15 protein-coding genes are annotated in these 15,663 nt (G+C 60.2%); 7 read left to right on the top strand and 8 right to left on the bottom strand.

The window, feature by feature from the left end:
- Position 1: 1 nt before the first annotated feature.
- A complete protein-coding gene (gene rpiA, locus LPU83_RS49385) occupies positions 2-700 on the bottom strand; it encodes a ribose-5-phosphate isomerase RpiA (RefSeq protein ID WP_024312802.1) in 699 nt (232 codons plus the stop codon).
- 191 nt (positions 701-891) lie between these two features.
- Here rpiA and LPU83_RS49380 point away from each other — a divergent pair, with 191 nt between their 5' ends.
- Positions 892-1,599 carry an HAD family hydrolase gene (locus LPU83_RS49380; protein WP_037069758.1) on the top strand — a complete coding sequence of 236 codons (708 nt, stop codon included), beginning with the start codon at positions 892-894 and terminating at the stop codon, positions 1,597-1,599.
- Positions 1,600-1,656: 57 nt separating this feature from the next.
- Here LPU83_RS49380 and LPU83_RS49375 read toward each other — a convergent pair whose 3' ends face one another.
- Complete coding sequence (locus LPU83_RS49375; RefSeq protein ID WP_024312804.1) at positions 1,657-3,531, bottom strand: L,D-transpeptidase family protein; 1,875 nt, start codon at positions 3,529-3,531, stop codon at positions 1,657-1,659.
- A 399-nt stretch (positions 3,532-3,930) separates the two neighbouring features.
- Between LPU83_RS49375 and fumC the strand changes: the two genes are divergently transcribed.
- Both fumC and LPU83_RS49365 read left to right on the top strand, forming a co-directional pair.
- On the top strand, positions 3,931-5,322 hold the full coding sequence (gene fumC / locus LPU83_RS49370; protein WP_024312805.1) for a class II fumarate hydratase: 1,392 nt from the start codon (positions 3,931-3,933) through the stop codon (positions 5,320-5,322).
- Positions 5,323-5,482: 160 nt separating this feature from the next.
- Complete coding sequence (locus LPU83_RS49365) at positions 5,483-7,090, top strand: fumarate hydratase (RefSeq protein ID WP_024312806.1); 1,608 nt, start codon at positions 5,483-5,485, stop codon at positions 7,088-7,090.
- An 87-nt stretch (positions 7,091-7,177) separates the two neighbouring features.
- Here the strand turns inward: LPU83_RS49365 and LPU83_RS75145 are convergent, their stop codons facing one another.
- Positions 7,178-7,312 (bottom strand): hypothetical protein, encoded by a 135-nt coding sequence (locus LPU83_RS75145; protein WP_258579348.1) that lies wholly within the window; start codon positions 7,310-7,312, stop codon positions 7,178-7,180.
- 349 nt (positions 7,313-7,661) lie between these two features.
- Here LPU83_RS75145 and LPU83_RS49355 point away from each other — a divergent pair, with 349 nt between their 5' ends.
- Positions 7,662-8,732: a GGDEF domain-containing protein gene (locus tag LPU83_RS49355; RefSeq protein ID WP_024312808.1), complete on the top strand. Its 1,071-nt coding sequence runs from the start codon at positions 7,662-7,664 to the stop codon at positions 8,730-8,732.
- 129 nt (positions 8,733-8,861) lie between these two features.
- Here LPU83_RS49355 and LPU83_RS49350 read toward each other — a convergent pair whose 3' ends face one another.
- Both LPU83_RS49350 and LPU83_RS49345 read right to left on the bottom strand, forming a co-directional pair.
- On the bottom strand, positions 8,862-9,473 hold the full coding sequence (locus LPU83_RS49350) for a pyridoxamine 5'-phosphate oxidase family protein (RefSeq protein WP_024312809.1): 612 nt from the start codon (positions 9,471-9,473) through the stop codon (positions 8,862-8,864).
- 50 nt (positions 9,474-9,523) lie between these two features.
- Positions 9,524-10,477 (bottom strand): alpha/beta hydrolase, encoded by a 954-nt coding sequence (locus LPU83_RS49345; protein ID WP_024312810.1) that lies wholly within the window; start codon positions 10,475-10,477, stop codon positions 9,524-9,526.
- A gap of 45 nt (positions 10,478-10,522) precedes the next feature.
- Between LPU83_RS49345 and LPU83_RS49340 the strand changes: the two genes are divergently transcribed.
- Complete coding sequence (locus tag LPU83_RS49340) at positions 10,523-10,990, top strand: MarR family winged helix-turn-helix transcriptional regulator (RefSeq protein ID WP_024312811.1); 468 nt, start codon at positions 10,523-10,525, stop codon at positions 10,988-10,990.
- 1 nt (position 10,991) lies between these two features.
- Here LPU83_RS49340 and LPU83_RS49335 read toward each other — a convergent pair whose 3' ends face one another.
- Both LPU83_RS49335 and LPU83_RS49330 read right to left on the bottom strand, forming a co-directional pair.
- A complete protein-coding gene (locus LPU83_RS49335) occupies positions 10,992-12,179 on the bottom strand; it encodes a low temperature requirement protein A (protein WP_024312812.1) in 1,188 nt (395 codons plus the stop codon).
- Between the two features lie 26 nt (positions 12,180-12,205).
- A complete protein-coding gene (locus tag LPU83_RS49330; RefSeq protein ID WP_024312813.1) occupies positions 12,206-12,580 on the bottom strand; it encodes a gamma-butyrobetaine hydroxylase family protein in 375 nt (124 codons plus the stop codon).
- A gap of 134 nt (positions 12,581-12,714) precedes the next feature.
- On the opposite strand from LPU83_RS49330, the gene moaA reads away from it, so the two are divergent.
- On the top strand, positions 12,715-13,761 hold the full coding sequence (gene moaA / locus LPU83_RS49325) for a GTP 3',8-cyclase MoaA (protein ID WP_024312814.1): 1,047 nt from the start codon (positions 12,715-12,717) through the stop codon (positions 13,759-13,761).
- 20 nt (positions 13,762-13,781) lie between these two features.
- Here moaA and LPU83_RS49320 read toward each other — a convergent pair whose 3' ends face one another.
- Positions 13,782-14,552 carry an SDR family oxidoreductase gene (locus LPU83_RS49320; RefSeq protein WP_024312815.1) on the bottom strand — a complete coding sequence of 257 codons (771 nt, stop codon included), beginning with the start codon at positions 14,550-14,552 and terminating at the stop codon, positions 13,782-13,784.
- Positions 14,553-14,753: 201 nt separating this feature from the next.
- On the opposite strand from LPU83_RS49320, the gene LPU83_RS49315 reads away from it, so the two are divergent.
- Positions 14,754-15,662 (top strand): DMT family transporter, encoded by a 909-nt coding sequence (locus LPU83_RS49315; RefSeq protein WP_024312816.1) that lies wholly within the window; start codon positions 14,754-14,756, stop codon positions 15,660-15,662.
- Position 15,663: the final 1 nt, after the last annotated feature.

The raw sequence follows: 15,663 nt of genomic DNA, 5'->3' as shown, positions 1-15,663 counted from the left end.
GTTACCTGTTCGCCCGCAGCGTGCGCGCACCTGCTGGACCTGCAATGATCGCAAGCGCCGCCATTTTGAGAAAGAGCCCGTGTTCAACGACCCCGGGTATTGAATTCAGCTCGTTTGAAAGCGCCTCTGCATCAGGAATGCGGCCAAAAGATGCATCGATGATGTAGTGGCCGCCGTCCGTCATGAAGTCTTCGCCACCGCCTTGGCGCAGCGTCAGGGTGCCGCCCAACCCCAATTTCGAAGCCTTCTTTTCGATTGCCATGCGCGTGGAGACAAGCCCGAACGGATTGATTTCGATCGGCAGCGCGAAGGCGCCCAGTGTCGCCACCAGTTTGCTCTCGTCGGCAATGACGATCATGCGCTGCGATGCCGCAGCAACGATCTTCTCGCGCAGCAGTGCACCACCGCCCCCCTTGATGAGCGTCAGGTCGGAATCGACCTCGTCTGCGCCATCGATTGTCAGATCGAGTTCGGGCAGTTCATCGAGTGACTTCAGCGGAACGCCAAGCTCGAGGCAAAGCCTCGCGGTGCGTTCAGAGGTTGGCACTCCTTCCACCTTGAAACCGGTGGCAACCTTTTCCGCGAGCAGGCGCACGAACTCTTCGGCAGTGCTCCCGGTTCCGATTCCAAGCCGCATGCCGTATTCGACATGAGCGAGTGCCGCCTCGGCGGCTTTGATCTTCATTTCGCGGGCATCCATGCGCCGCTCACTCCGATTATTGCGTTGGATGTGCTGTTTACACGGCTCGCTTGCCAAACGAAAGCCAAAATAGCGTAATGATTTTCGAAAAGCCGTGAGCATTTACAACTGGTCGCGTTTGCCGCGAAACGTTGCTTTTCCCGTCCTCATCACCTACTGCCGAATGACACCATTTCTGAAAGGCGGAATCCTTGACCCCTGCCCTCGTTGTATTCGATCTCGATGGAACGCTGCTCGATACTCACGCCGATCTCGTGCAAAGCCTGAACTATACGATCGCCGCGATCGGTTTGGCACCAGTCGGCTACGACGACCTCACGCATCTCGTCGGACAAGGCGCCAAGGTGATGATCGAGCGGGCCTGCAACCTTCGGGGACATCGGCTATCACAGGAGCAGATCCCGGCCCTGCTCGACCGCTTCATCACACACTATACCGACAACATGCCCGGACATACGCTCCCTTACCCGGGCCTTGTCGAGGCAATGGATCAGTTGAAGAGCGCCGGCTACACGCTTGCCGTTTGCACCAACAAGCTCGAAGGTCTGGCGCGCGGCCTCATCGGGAAGCTTGAACTCACTCACTATTTCAACACCATTACCGGCGGCGATACCTTCACGATCAGGAAACCGGACGCCCAGCATCTTCTCGGAACCATTGAACGCGCCGGCGGCGACGTCCGCAGGACCATCATGGTCGGCGACAGCGTCAACGACATTCTTGTTGCTCGAAATGCGGGGGTGCCTTCGATCGCCGTGCCGTTCGGCTATTCCGACGTCCCCGTCGAGACTCTCGCGCCGACCCGCGTCATCACCCATTTCAAGGAGCTGACGCCTGCGCTCGTTGATGAACTGATCGGGGATTTTGCTTCCGCGGAGCCGGCCGCGGCAGCAGGCTGACGCAAAAGCAAAAGGCGGCTCGCCGGCCGCCTTTGTCGTGTTATCTGCTCGGCGCGGTCAGATCTGCGCGTCGCGTGCCTTCGTCGTGGCCTCGAAGGCCTTCTGCACATAGGCGTCGCGGCCATATACGTCGTCGAAATACTGCACGACGCCATCCTTGTTCGGCCAGGCCGTGAAGTAAGCTACGTAAACCGGTATCTTCTGCGGAACCTGCAAGGCGTGGTTCTTGCCTGTGGCGATTTCCTTGCCGATCTGGTCCACCGAAGTGTTCAAGACGGCTGCCGCCATCGCACGCGGCTCAGCAAGGCGCACGCAACCATGGCTGAGGGCACGCATGTCGCGCTTGAAGAAGCTCTTCGAGGGCGTGTCATGCATGTAGATCGCATGCGCGTTCGGGAACAGGATCTTGAGTTCGCCAAGGGCGTTGTCGTCGCTCGGCGGCTGGCGCACCGAGACGTTGGTCGTAGACCCGTACCAGTCGACGCTGGACGACGCCACGGCGCGGCCGCCAACCGTTACTTCATAGCCCATCCGATCCAAATAGCTTGGGTCGGAGCGCAGGCGCGGCAACATCTCGTTGATGATGATCGACTGCGGCACGCCCCAGAACGGGTTGAACTCGACCGTCTCGATCTGGTCCTGGAAGAAGAAGGTCTGGTGCGACGGCTGACCGACGACGACACGCATCGACAACTGTTCCTTGTTGTCGTTGTGGTAATAGACCATGTAGGCTGGCTGGTTGATGAAAACGTAACGCGAGCCGAGGTCAGCCGGCAGCCAGCGCGCTTGCTCCATGGCAACGATCAACTTATCGACCTTCGAAGCGTTGCTGTCGCCGCCGGTCATGGCGCGGACCGTGGCCTGGCCGATGACACCGTCCGGCTTCAGGCCATGTTCCTGTTGGAAACCTTCGACGAGTGCAACGATCTCCGGCGAATAGTCGGTGCTACCTGTATATGCGGCGAGCGTCGCTGCATGTTCGCCCTTGAGGGCGGCCGAACCGCGCTTGTCGATCGCCTTCACGATATTCGGGATTTCGGAAGAGTTATCGCCCGGACGAAGCAGGCCGCTCAGGGCAATATCGATGCGGTCGTCGCTTGCGCCTTCGGCGCGCAGCTTCGCCAACTCATCCTCGAGCGCAACAAACTGCGGCCCATCGGGCGTCCGGCTTCTGAGATAGGCTGCCGTATCCGGGCTCATGCGGGCGAGCTTCAGCACCGGCGCGAGGTTCACATCCTTACGCTTGAAATCATGATAGCCGGAGAGCTTGTTCGGATCGATGCGTCCGCGCACGGTATCCTGCACATAGGCGAGCACCTTGGCAGAAAGCTCCAGCTCGAACTGCGTCAGGGCGCGGTCGCGGATCGCTGGATCCGGATTGGTCGGATCCTCGGTCGGCACCGGGACCGCATAGTCGGCCGCGTCGAGACCAACCGACGCCGCGTCTGCCAATACGGCCATCGCGGCCTTGGCGCGATCATTCACATCCGTTCCGGTGAGCCAAACCAGCGGGTTCTTCACGTCACCATAATAGGCCTCTAGCGCCTTGGCGACGTCGACGGGTGCGCGCACCTTTGCCTCGATGAGGAAGCGGCGCTGAACCGACGGCATCGTCTCGGTCACCGCCGACGCGTCGGCGACTGCTCCTGTGACAACAGGATCGGTGAACTTGCCGGTATCGACGAAGCGCATCGCATCGGGCTGGTAGGTATAGTAGCGCGGGCTTGACACCTTCGGCAGCGGCGCGTCCGGAGCCGACTGAAGGAACGAAGGAACCGATGACCTCGGATTGACAATCGTGCTCTGCGTCCGCGCGCGATCCCCGCGGATCATATCCATCAACGTGTAGGCATGCGCGGGCGCGACACCCATCGCAGCTATACCGCAGGAAAGCGCGAGTGCGGAAACCGCACCTCTCAGAAGGAATGTCATACTTTTATCCAGTCCCAGTGTCATGCTGTCTTCAAATCGCGGGCGAGACCCGCCTCAGAACTCGTTTCATCCTGCGCGAGCGTCACATGGCAGAAAGCAGGCGCCGCCGCCAGCCTCGGCCAACTCAACCTACAGTAACGCGACGAACGCTTGCGTTGATCCGCAGTTCACACAAAATTATGAAATTATTGGTTAATTTTTTACTTTATTTTCGCGTTAAGACACAGTGGTCAAAAAGCCGCTGAAAGATAAAAATTCAGCCGTGTCTAAAAGATCACTGATCCTGCCAAATAATATGAATTGCCCATTCATGTTTTCATTTCTGGACGGTTTTCTTCGGCCGGTTTCGGCCCTATAAGACCGCATCTCTGAGAGGCACCGCGACAGAAAGGCATGGCCATGACCTCCACCCGCACCGAAGCAGATACGTTCGGCCCGATCGAAGTGCAAAATGACCGATATTGGGGTGCGCAGGCGCAGCGCTCGCTCGGCAATTTCAAGATCGGTTGGGAAAAGCAGCCGCTTTCGATCGTTCGCGCCCTCGGCATCGTCAAGCAGGCAGCGGCCCGCACAAACATGGCGCTCGGCCAGCTCGAGCCGGCGATCGGCAACCCCATCGTTGATGCGGCGCAGGAAGTCATCGACGGGAAGCTCAACGACCATTTCCCTCTGGTCGTCTGGCAGACAGGTTCCGGCACGCAGTCGAACATGAATGCCAACGAGGTGATCTCCAATCGCGCGATCGAATTGCTGGGCGGCGTGATGGGCTCGAAGAAGCCGGTACATCCGAACGATCACGTCAATATGAGCCAGTCGTCGAACGATACTTATCCGACGGCGATGCATATCGCCTGCGCAGAGCAGATCGTGCGCCACCTATTGCCGAGCCTGAAGCACCTTCATGCCGCCCTCGACATGAAGGTTACCGAGTTCAGTCACATCATCAAGATCGGCCGCACGCACACGCAGGATGCGACGCCGCTGACGCTTGGCCAGGAGTTTTCGGGATATGCCGCGCAGGTCGGCTCCGCCATCAAGCGTATCGAAATGACGCTCCCCGGCCTTTGCGAACTGGCCCAGGGCGGTACTGCGGTCGGTACGGGCCTCAATGCGCCGGTCGGCTTTGCCGAGAAGGTCGCCGACGAGATTGCGCAGATCACCGGCCTGCCTTTCGTCACCGCCCCGAACAAGTTCGAAGCGCTCGCCGCCCATGACTCGATGGTCTTCAGCCACGGCGCCATCAATGCGGCCGCCGCCGCTCTCTTCAAGATCGCCAATGACATCCGCCTCTTGGGCTCCGGCCCGCGCGCCGGCCTCGGCGAACTCGCGTTGCCGGAAAACGAGCCCGGCTCCTCCATCATGCCGGGCAAAGTCAACCCGACGCAGTGCGAAGCGCTGACACAGGTCTGCATTCACATCTTCGGCAACAACGCGGCGCTGACCTTCGCCGACAGCCAGGGTCACTTCGAGCTCAACGTCTACAATCCGATGATGGCCTACAATTTCCTCCAGTCGGTACAGCTGCTCGGTGACGCCGCCGTCTCCTTCACCGACAATTGCGTCGTCGGCATCGAGGCGCGCGAGGACAACATCAAGGCCGGCCTCGACCGGTCGCTGATGCTGGTCACGGCGCTCGCCCCGAAGATCGGCTATGACAATGCCGCCAAGATCGCCAAGACCGCACACAAGAACGGTACGACGCTGAAGGAAGAAGCCCTGGCGAGCGGCCTCGTCACTGTTGAGGAATACGACACGATCGTCCGTCCCGAAACGATGATCGGCCCGAAGTAAATCCGGCGAAGAGCCTGATCGAAGTCGCAAACACCGCCGCCCTCGCGGCGGTGTTTTCACGGGCTTTCATGACTAAAACAAACAAGTTTTAGAATTATTGCAATTGCGAAGATGCCCGAATAGACCATCTGCGATTTCGATCCGCATGAAAGGCCCTTCGATGGCTGACGATCTTTTCCCCCTCAGCAAAGACTCCACCCAATACCGCAAGATCAGCAGCGACTACGTCTCTGTCGACAGCTTCAAGGGACAGGACATCCTGACCGTCGAGCCGGAAGGCATTCGCCTGCTGGCCGAAACGGCATTCGCCGACATCAACCATCTCCTGCGGCCCGGCCATCTGAAGCAACTCGCCTCGATCCTCGAGGATCCGGAAGCCACCGACAACGACCGCTTCGTCGCCTACGATCTGCTGAAGAATGCCAACATCGCAGCCGGCGGCGTGCTGCCGATGTGTCAGGATACCGGTACGGCGATCATCATGGCCAAGAAAGGCCGCCGCGTCTGGACCGAAGGTGAGGACTATTCGGCTCTCGCCAAAGGCGTGATGGACGCCTTCGAAAAGAAGAACCTGCGCTACTCGCAGCTCGCGCCTGTCAAGATGTTCGAAGAAAAGAACACCAAGAACAATCTGCCGGCGCAGATCGATATCTACGAGGAGGGAACCGACGCCTATGACTTCCTGTTCGTCGCCAAGGGTGGCGGTTCGGCCAACAAGACCTTCCTCTACCAGGGCACCCCGTCGCTCTTGACGCATGACCGCATGATCGACTTCCTTGAGGAGAAGATCCTTACGTTAGGTACGGCAGCCTGTCCCCCCTACCATCTTGCGATCGTCATCGGTGGCACCTCCGCCGAGATGAACATGAAGACTGTCAAGCTCGCCTCGACGCGCTATCTCGACGATCTGCCGACCGAAGGCTCTGAAAGCGGCCACGCCTTCCGCGATATCGAGATGGAGAGGGAAATCCACAAGCTGACGCAGCAGATGGGCATCGGCGCTCAGTTCGGCGGCAAGTATTTCTGTCATGACGTACGCGTCATCCGCCTGCCGCGCCACGGCGCCTCGCTGCCGATCGGCCTCGGCGTCTCCTGTTCCGCCGACCGTCAGGCGAAGGGCAAGATCACCCGCGAGGGCATCTTCATCGAGCAGCTGGAGACGGATCCGTCGAAATATATGCCCGAGATCGACCAGTCGAACCTGTCGGAATCGATGGTCCGCATCGACCTCAACCAGCCGATGTCCGGCATTCTCGCCGAGCTCAGCAAGCATCCGGTCAAGACCCGTCTCTCGCTCACGGGAACGATTATCGTCGCACGCGACCTCGCCCACGCCAAGATCCGCGAGCGGCTGGAAAAGGGCGAAGGCATGCCCGACTACATGAAGAACCATCCGGTCTATTACGCCGGTCCGGCCAAGACCCCGGCAGGCTATGCCTCCGGCTCCTTCGGCCCGACCACGGCCGGCCGCATGGATTCCTATGTCGACCAGTTCCAGTCTTTCGGCGGATCGATGGTGATGCTTGCTAAGGGCAACCGCTCCCGCGCCGTGCGCGAAGCCTGCAAGAAGCACGGTGGCTTCTACCTCGGCTCCATCGGCGGACCGGCCGCGCGGCTGGCGCAGGACTGCATCAAGAAGGTCGACGTCCTGGAATATCCGGAGCTCGGCATGGAGGCCGTCTGGAAAATCGAGGTTGAAGACTTCCCGGCTTTTATCGTCACCGACGACAAGGGCAACGACTTCTTCCAGGAATTCAACCTCGGCTGATCGGCCTCAATTCGTCGCTGCGGTCGCCCGATGGTCGACCGCAGCGCTATCGATCTCGCTCTTGGAGCCCGCAATGCTGAGTACATCCTATGCCCTCACACTGGCGAGGACGGCGCTGCGCAAGACCCCATCGAAGGAGCCGTCCTGCTGGTTCAGCGCGACAGACCCAGCGACAACGACGGCGACGAGCACGATGGGTGAAGTGTCACAAGACGTTTTCATGCTCTCTGGCCTTCCAGCGGAGCCCCGCGGCTCGCTGGGAAGGGACGTGCGCCACTTCGGCGACGCACAACAGCGCGACCAATCGACGCCGACTGTCAACAATTTAGAGACGATCGAAAGCAACCAAAACGGCCGGTGGGATTTTTTATTTCGCGTTACTCGCGCATAAGGCGCAACAATTGTTACGTCGATGCAAATTCTCAGATAAAATCAATGCGATAAGCAAGTATGGAGAAGATCGGACAAATCTCATATGTAATCATTGGTATATCCCCCCTTAATCATTTCCCAATATTTGTAGGATAACCAATTAAAGACTGCATTTGACATTCAATTGAGGAGTAGTCGCATGACGACGGCCGCAGCGCCAACGAGGGCGCAGGTTCCCGACGTGGCAGGTCAGATCACGTTCGCCATGCGCTCCATGGGCGTTGCGCCGATCCCTCGCAATTACGAACTCTTCTACGAAGCCTACATCGGCTCCAACCCGGCGCTGACTCGCGACCTCGCGGCGCTCGGCAGTCAGGCGACGCAGGGCGAATTGGATGCCCTCGGTGCACAATACTTTGCGCACAGCCCTGCCCGCGTGTTCGACGACGCGCACGGTCGCATCGCCGCCGAGCTCGAGACACTGTTGCGCGTCCTTCGCCAGGAGCAAATATCGCTGGAGAGCTACAACAAGCTTCTCGGCGAAACCTACAAGCGGATCAGCTCGAAGAACCATACAAGCGTGGAGCTTATCGAAAACGCCCTCACCCTGCTTACCGAGGCAACCGGCGACACCATGGCGCACGGCGAACGCACGGTCGAGAACGTCGTTCAGCGTTCGCAGGAAATGGATCAGGTCCGCAAGGAACTCGACGAGTATAAGCGCATTGCCAATACTGACTCGTTGACGCGCCTGTCGAACCGACGTGCCTTCGACGACCGCCTGTCGGCCGTCTTCAACAATCCGGCAATGCGTCCAGTTACCGCGCTCGTGCTTGCTGACATCGACAACTTCAAGAAGATCAACGACACCTATGGTCATCCGGTGGGTGACAAGATCCTTGCGACTGTCGCCTCGGTCATCCGAGCCAATGTACGCCGCGACGTTTTCGTCGCCCGCACCGGCGGCGAGGAGTTCGCCTTGATCATCGAGGGCAACACTTCCGAGGAAGTGATGGGAACGGCCGAACGCATCCGCCGCACATTGGAAACGACACCCTTCACGAACTCGCGCACGAGGGTCAACTACGGACCCGTCACCGTATCGGTCGGCGTCTGCATGGCATCCTACGCCGAGGACGCCGGCGAGCTTTATCACAAGGCCGACGTGGCGCTTTACGGCGCCAAGAATTCCGGCCGCAACTGCAGCGTCCTCTTCGAAGACGGTATGCAGAAAGACTTCACAAAAAGCTGGCTGATCTACAAGGCATAAATCTTAGCCGATACCGTCCCGGCCTGCCCGTTGCCGTCGATGAGCTGCGATCGTCACGACACCTGTCGCTATCGCAAGCAACAGCCATCGATAGCCTGCGTGCGAGCCTATTCGGAAGAACGACTGAAGTTACCACATCGTCTTGGCCGCGCGTTGCGGCCATTCGCGATCATAGGTTTCGTAGTCGAAATCCCCGGTCGCCGCCTTCAGCATCAACCCCGGTGTCGGCAGGCTCTTCGGATCGACGAAGGTTTCCGGGTTCCATAGCTCGGAACGGATCAGCGCACGAGCACACTGGAAATAAACCTCGTCGATCGTGATGACGATCACCGTCCGCGGATATTTTCCGTCCATCTCGAAGCTGGAAAGGACCGCCTCGTCATTGGTCACGACGCCGCGCCCGTTGATGCGCATCGTTGTGTTCGATCCGGGAATGAGGAACATCAGCGCCAGGCGCGGGTCGCGGACGATGTTGGAGAGCGAATCGACGCGGTTGTTGCCGCGCCAGTCCGGCAGGTGCAGCGTCCTGTCGTCGATGATGCGCACAACCCCGCCAATATCGCCGCGCGGCGAACAGTCGAGCCCTTCGGGTCCCACGGTCGCCAGCGCCACGAAGGGCGATGCCTCGATCATTTCGCGATACAGCGGCGTCAGACAATCCGTCACCTTGGCCACGGATGCCTGCGTCAACCCGCCAGCGTAGATCGCCGCGAGTTCTTCCACCGTTTCGACGATTTTCATGGTTGTCCTGCCCGCGTTGTCGTGGCGGCCTTTAGCTGCCTAGCGTGACGTTACAATGACATACGCCTGGCGGGAAGATCGAAAAGCGGAATGATCTCAGCAGCTTTGTCCGCATCGCCCTCAGCGAGAAAACCGGTGATTGCATCCAGAACCGGCCGCGCCCCGACGATCCGGCGATGCCCGAACCCATTGGCCCAATAGAGCCGCACATGATCGCTTGCCGCCGCGTAACGCCGCGCGTGGTTGGCGTTCACTTCCTTATCGTCTTCGGCATGCACGATCAGCACCGGGCGCCGGATCGCGTCGGCGGCCCTGCTCGCGTCGAATTCCTCCAATCGCCGGCCGGTGACCCGGAACACCTCGGTCTCAAGCACCTGTTGCGCCGACCGTCCAAGGCCGATCATCTTGCCGAAATCCTTGAAGAGCCAGTGCATCTCGCTCGGCGAGCCGATCAGCGCGAGCTTCTCCGGGAGCACGGCAGTAACACCGGGCAGCATCCCTGCCGCCGCCACCATCAGTGCAGCGCCGCCGAAGGAGTGGCCGATTGCAGCGTCGAACGCCCCGAATCGACGCTCAGCTGCCGCGATTGCCTTTACCGCCATGCCCATGTGGAGAACCCGCCCCGCCGCGCGGCCATGGCCGGGAAAGTCGACTGCGATTACCTCCGCGCCGGTTGCCGCCAGCGTCTCCGCGAGATCGCCCATATACGCGCCGCTCGATCCCCAGCCGTGCGTCACAAGATACCGGGGGCGGCGCCCCAAAGCGCCGCCGTTCAGCCGATAGGCATGCGCCCGTCCGCCGCCGGTAAGACGAAGCGTGAACCGCTCCGCTCCGGCGAGCTTTTCCGCGCCCGCTGCATGTGCTGCTTTAGCCTTCTCGCCCTTGGGCTTCGTGGAGGGCGTTACGCAAAACAGACGGAATGCCGCCTTTCCGGCGATGCGCGGCGAAACCGACTGCAACAGCGAAAATCCGAGGCGGGTGACCTTCAGCGCAAAGTTTGTCATAGTGGGAATCCAACAATGTTCAACACTGAACAATAAAGTACAACGATGAACAAAAATCAATCCCTACCCTGGGATCATCCGCGTTTTCGCAGCTGGATCGCTGTCGCCCGCGCTTGCCAGCTCATGCAGCAGTCGCTCGGCCGCTCGCTCACCGAACTCGATATCAAGACCCCGCATCTCGATATTCTCATCAATCTCTACCGCTTCGAAGGTATCTCGCAGCAGGAACTCGCGCGCAAACTGCTGGTCGGCCGCTCGAACATGAGCATGCTCCTGCCGCAGATGGAAAAGCGCGGGCTGATCGAACGGCGTAGCGACGAGAAGGACAAGCGCGTGCTTCGGCTCTTTTTGACGCCGGAAGGCCGCGATGTCACGCAAAAGGCCATGGTTATTCAGACCGATCTCATCGAGCGCGTGCTGTCACCCGAACCGATCGAACAATGCATGGCGATGGCCGATTCGATGGAACGGATCATCCGTGTCCTACAGCAGGACTTGGTCTACGAAGACTGATTCAGTGAACGGTGTGGCCGACTGCCCCCCCTGCAAGGGATTTATATTCCCATGCGGCCACGATGATCAGCACCAGCGTCGCAAGGATACCGGCAAGGTAGAGCTCGATGAACGGTGCGATGAAGGCAAGCAGGATCAGCAGCACGAGGCCCCCAAGGTGCGACAGCGGCAAGCGCGCGCTGGTCGCTCCCTTGAACCAGAGATTGCCGGCAAGGAACAGTCCGGAGCCACCGAGCACCGACGCTATTACGCCAAGATTGCCGGTCTCGTGCGGGTGCGAGAACATGAACTCGACTGCGACGGCATGGACAATGATCCCTGCCAGGATTGGAATATGCGCATAGGTGAACGCCTGCCGCGCCACGCCTCCCGGCTTTTCGTCGTGCTCGATGCGATGCGCCGCCCGCTCGTGGCCGAAACGGAAGTAGAGCCACCACATCGCCACCGTGCCGACGAATCCGGTCCCGAAGACGACCGCGGTCAACGTTGAAAATGGCATTTCAGAAAATGTCCGCCCCGAAACCAGCACCGCCTCGCCGAGGCAGATGATGACGAAAAGCGCGCAACGCTCGGCCATGTGGGCGCCTGACACGTCCCAGTCTAAAGTGGTCGATTTGCCAAGTCCCGGCACGGCAAAGCCGCTCGCCGGACCGGCATATTCGATGGCAATTGCAATAAGCCATGCGATCATCCGCGCGTCATGCTGCAGCAGGCCGCCGGCGATCCAAAATACGCCGGAAAAAATTAGCCAGCTACTGATGCGGACGAAGTTCTGGTACTTGGAGGCGTCCGACTTGACCGCATAGGCCGCGAAAAGAGATCGACCGACCTGCATGAGCACGTAAGCGCCGGCAAAGAGCAGCCCCTTATCGCCGAAAGCCTCCGGGATAGACGCGGAAAGAACGAGGCCAAGCAACATCAGCACGACGAGCATGCCCCGAACCGGCATCTTGTCGGGATCGAGCCAATTGGTCACCCAGGCGGTGAATATCCACACCCACCAGACCGCAAACGTCATCAGGCCGGCCTCAAGAGCGCCGATCGGCGTATAATGGGCCGCCAGGGCGTGCGAGAGCTGCGAGATCGAGAAGACGAAAACGAGATCGAAGAACAGTTCGAGAAAGGTCACCCTACTTTCACTCGGGCTGCCCTTGGCGCGCAGCCAGTTTCGTTTGCTCGTTCCCGCCATGCACTCCCCCTTGTGGCCGTTGTCGTTCAGCGTGGCTTCTCTGACGTGTCGCGGTTCATGCCCTTGTCGCGCAGCTCTTCTTCATAGGCAGCAAACAGCTCTTCGCCATGCTCGCCAAGTTCGCGCAGATAGGTCCAGGTATAGATGCCGGTATCGTGCATATCGTCGAAGCCGATGCGCACCGCATAGTTGCCGGTCGGTGTCAGAGAGATGATTGCGACATTGCGCTTGCCAGGCACCGTCACCCTCTGTCCCGGCCCGTGCCCCTGCACCTCCGCGGATGGAGAAAGCACACGCGCCATCTCGGCGGAAAGATCGAAGCTCTGCCCGTCGTTGAACGTGACAACGAGGTGCTGCCGGTCTTTCGAAACTCTGAGTTCAGTCGGCCAGATATCGCTCATGATCCCATTCCCCTTCAAAATCACGAGTAGGCAATGCAGCGTGGCGAGGCAAGTTCAATTTGCCGTGCCCAAGAAGCGTTTCCCTTGACGCGGCAATAGCCTATACGCACATTAGTAGCATTGCGGAGGCATTCGTGAACAGCAACGTCGGAACGACAGGCAGCGCATCGCCACTGGTCGCAGAGGCAAAACCGATGATCGACCCGTTCAAGCGGGCCGTGACTTATCTGCGCGTGTCCGTCACCGACCGCTGCGATTTCCGCTGCACCTATTGCATGGCCGAACACATGACCTTCCTGCCGAAGCAGGAGCTTTTGACGCTCGAGGAACTCCATCGGCTCTGTTCCGTCTTCATCGCGAAAGGTGTGCGCAAGCTGCGGCTCACCGGCGGCGAACCGCTGGTGCGCAAGAACATCATGTATCTGGTGCGCGAACTCGGCAAGCAGATCGGCTCCGGCCTCGACGAGCTGACGCTGACCACCAACGGCTCGCAGCTCTCCCGCTTCGCCGACGAGCTCTATGATTGCGGCGTGCGCCGCATCAATGTTTCCCTCGATACGCTTGATCCCGACAAGTTCCGCCAGATCACCCGCTGGGGCGACTTCCACAAGGTGATGGAAGGCATCGATGCGGCACAGAAAGCCGGCCTCAAGGTCAAGCTCAATGCGGTGGCGCTCAAGGACTTCAACGACGTCGAAATGCCCGAGATGATCCGCTTCGCGCATGGTCGCGGCATGGATCTGACCGTCATCGAAACCATGCCGATGGGTGAAATCGAGGAAGACCGCACCGATCGCTACCTGCCGCTGTCGAAGCTGCGCGCCGATCTCGAACGCCAGTTCACCTTCTCCGAGATCGGCTACCGCACCGGCGGCCCGGCCCGCTATGTCGAAGTCAGGGAGACCGGCGGCCGGCTGGGCTTCATCACGCCGATGACGCATAACTTCTGCGAAAGCTGCAATCGCGTGCGGCTGACCTGCACCGGCACGCTCTATATGTGCCTCGGACAGAACGACGCCGCCGATCTGCGCGCTGCCGTGCGCGCCACACCAGACGACGGGTTGCTCTATGCCGCGATCGACGAGGCGATCTCGCGCAAGCCGAAAGGCCACGACTTCATCATCGACCGCACCCATAATCGACCCGCCGTTGCCCGCCACATGAGCGTCACCGGCGGGTGACGCTCGCCGGATCGTGCAAACTACGTCCGGTTGATCGATACCCCGCCATCCGCCAGCATGGCTGTTCCCGTGACGAAGCTCGCCATATCGGATCCGAGGAAGAGCGCCGCCTTGGCGATCTCCTCTGGCTGCGCCAGGCGTTTCAGCGCATGCAGGCCGTGGATGAAGGCCACGAGTTCGCTATCGGGATTCTCGAAATTGGCCGGATTCATCGCGGTATCAGTGCCGCCGGGCAACAGCGCGTTGACGCGGATGTTCTTCGGACCGAGCTCGGCCGCGAGCACCTGCACAAGACCGGTCAGTCCCGCCTTACTGGCTGCATAGGCACCCATGCCGGGCATCCCCGCCGTATGGCCGACGAACGTCGAGGTAAAGACGATCGATCCGCCGCCGCGCTCGATCATCGCCGGCACCTGGTATTTCGCCGCAAGGAAGGCACTCGTCAGGTTGACCGCAATCATCTCATTCCAGGCACCGAGCGACAGTTCGGCCACGGGTGTGGATTCGCCCGCGCTGCCGGCATTGTTAAAGGCGACGTCTAGACCGCCGAAGCGTTGCAACGCCACCTCGACCAGCCGCCGGTTCAAAGCCTCCTCGCGCACGTCGCCCGCGACCGCGACCGCCTCGCCGCCTGCATCCCCGATCTCTTCCACCAGCATGCCGAGTTCGGCCTCGCGCCGCGCCGCCACGACCAGCAGCGCACCTTCCGCGGCGAAGAGCTTGGCCGCTGCCCGGCCGATACCGGAACTCGCGCCTGTTATGATCGCAACCTTGCCATCCAGATATCTCATATCGGAACCTCCGCTTGTTGTTGGCGGTATTCCAAATCTCAGAGATTGGGGCTGGCAGCCACCCGTTTCCTGCAGTGTCGGCACGCATCGCCTGCATTATTGTGCACTGCGCAATCGAATTATGTCAGGTGTGGCTTTCCTTCGATTCCCATCCCGCCTGGCACCCTCTAAAAGGACGTGTACGAGAATCGGAATATCGACATGCCGCGGTCCCGCAATACCCAGGGCGCCATCTACATGAGTTCGGCCATGGCCGGATTTTCCTGCAGCGACGCACTCTCCAAATCAGTCATCGCCTACATGAATGCCGGCCAGATCATGTGCCTGCGCGGCCTCTTCACCAGTATCTTTGTCTACGTCATCGCGCGCTACATGGGCGCATTGCGGTCGTGGCGCATGGTGCTCAAGCCGATGGTCATCGTCCGCGTCATTTGCGAGATATTGGCAGCCGTTACTTATATTACTGCGCTTGGAATGATGCCGATCGCGAATGCTTCAGCCATCCTGCAATCGCTGCCGCTGGTCGTGACCTTCGGCGCGGCGCTGTTTTTCTCGGAACCAGTCGGCTGGCGTCGCTGGTCGGCGATTCTCGTGGGGCTGTTTGGTGTACTGATCATCATTCGACCGGGACCGGACGGCTTCACGGCCGCCGCACTCCTGTGCGTCGGCAGCGTGCTCACCACGGCCGGCCGCGACCTCGCCACGCGCGGCATCGGCCCGGAGATCCCGTCGCTGATGATCACCGTGGTCACTGCCGTCTCCGTGACGATCGTCGGCGCCTTGCTGACGCCGCTGCTCGGTGGATGGCAGCCGGTTAGCGTTGCGTCGCTTTTCCATCTGTTACTCGCGGCCATTCTCGTCCTGATCGGCTATCAGTCCGTGATCATGGCGATGCGAACGGGCGAAATCTCCTTCGTGGCGCCGTTCCGCTACACGAGCCTGATCTTCTCGACATTGCTGGGCTTCGTCTTCTTTGCGGAACTCCCTGATTTCTGGACACTCACCGGTGCTGCAGTCGTCATCGCGTCCGGCCTCTACACGTTCTATCGTGAGGCCAAGCGCCATGTATCCCCGGTCGCCCAAGAGTCCGAGCCGAGAACACCTGTCTGAG

This window comes from Rhizobium favelukesii (assembly GCF_000577275.2).
Taxonomy (GTDB): Bacteria; Pseudomonadota; Alphaproteobacteria; order Rhizobiales; family Rhizobiaceae; genus Rhizobium; species Rhizobium favelukesii.
Note: the sequence above shows the minus strand (reverse complement) of the source record. Positions and strands in the feature narration are given on the sequence as shown.

What these genes read in the sequence shown, in the direction of transcription:
- rpiA (WP_024312802.1), bottom strand. Translation starts at nt 700, where the DNA reads ATGGATGCCCGCGAAATGAAGATCAAAGCCGCCGAGGCGGCACTCGCT.
- LPU83_RS49375 (WP_024312804.1), bottom strand. Translation starts at nt 3,531, where the DNA reads ATGACATTCCTTCTGAGAGGTGCGGTTTCCGCACTCGCGCTTTCCTGC.
- fumC (WP_024312805.1), top strand. Translation starts at nt 3,931, where the DNA reads ATGACCTCCACCCGCACCGAAGCAGATACGTTCGGCCCGATCGAAGTG.
- LPU83_RS49365 (WP_024312806.1), top strand. Translation starts at nt 5,483, where the DNA reads ATGGCTGACGATCTTTTCCCCCTCAGCAAAGACTCCACCCAATACCGC.
- LPU83_RS75145 (WP_258579348.1), bottom strand. Translation starts at nt 7,312, where the DNA reads ATGAAAACGTCTTGTGACACTTCACCCATCGTGCTCGTCGCCGTCGTT.
- LPU83_RS49355 (WP_024312808.1), top strand. Translation starts at nt 7,662, where the DNA reads ATGACGACGGCCGCAGCGCCAACGAGGGCGCAGGTTCCCGACGTGGCA.
- LPU83_RS49350 (WP_024312809.1), bottom strand. Translation starts at nt 9,473, where the DNA reads ATGAAAATCGTCGAAACGGTGGAAGAACTCGCGGCGATCTACGCTGGC.
- LPU83_RS49345 (WP_024312810.1), bottom strand. Translation starts at nt 10,477, where the DNA reads ATGACAAACTTTGCGCTGAAGGTCACCCGCCTCGGATTTTCGCTGTTG.
- LPU83_RS49340 (WP_024312811.1), top strand. Translation starts at nt 10,523, where the DNA reads ATGAACAAAAATCAATCCCTACCCTGGGATCATCCGCGTTTTCGCAGC.
- LPU83_RS49335 (WP_024312812.1), bottom strand. Translation starts at nt 12,179, where the DNA reads ATGGCGGGAACGAGCAAACGAAACTGGCTGCGCGCCAAGGGCAGCCCG.
- LPU83_RS49330 (WP_024312813.1), bottom strand. Translation starts at nt 12,580, where the DNA reads ATGAGCGATATCTGGCCGACTGAACTCAGAGTTTCGAAAGACCGGCAG.
- LPU83_RS49320 (WP_024312815.1), bottom strand. Translation starts at nt 14,552, where the DNA reads ATGAGATATCTGGATGGCAAGGTTGCGATCATAACAGGCGCGAGTTCC.
- LPU83_RS49315 (WP_024312816.1), top strand. Translation starts at nt 14,754, where the DNA reads ATGCCGCGGTCCCGCAATACCCAGGGCGCCATCTACATGAGTTCGGCC.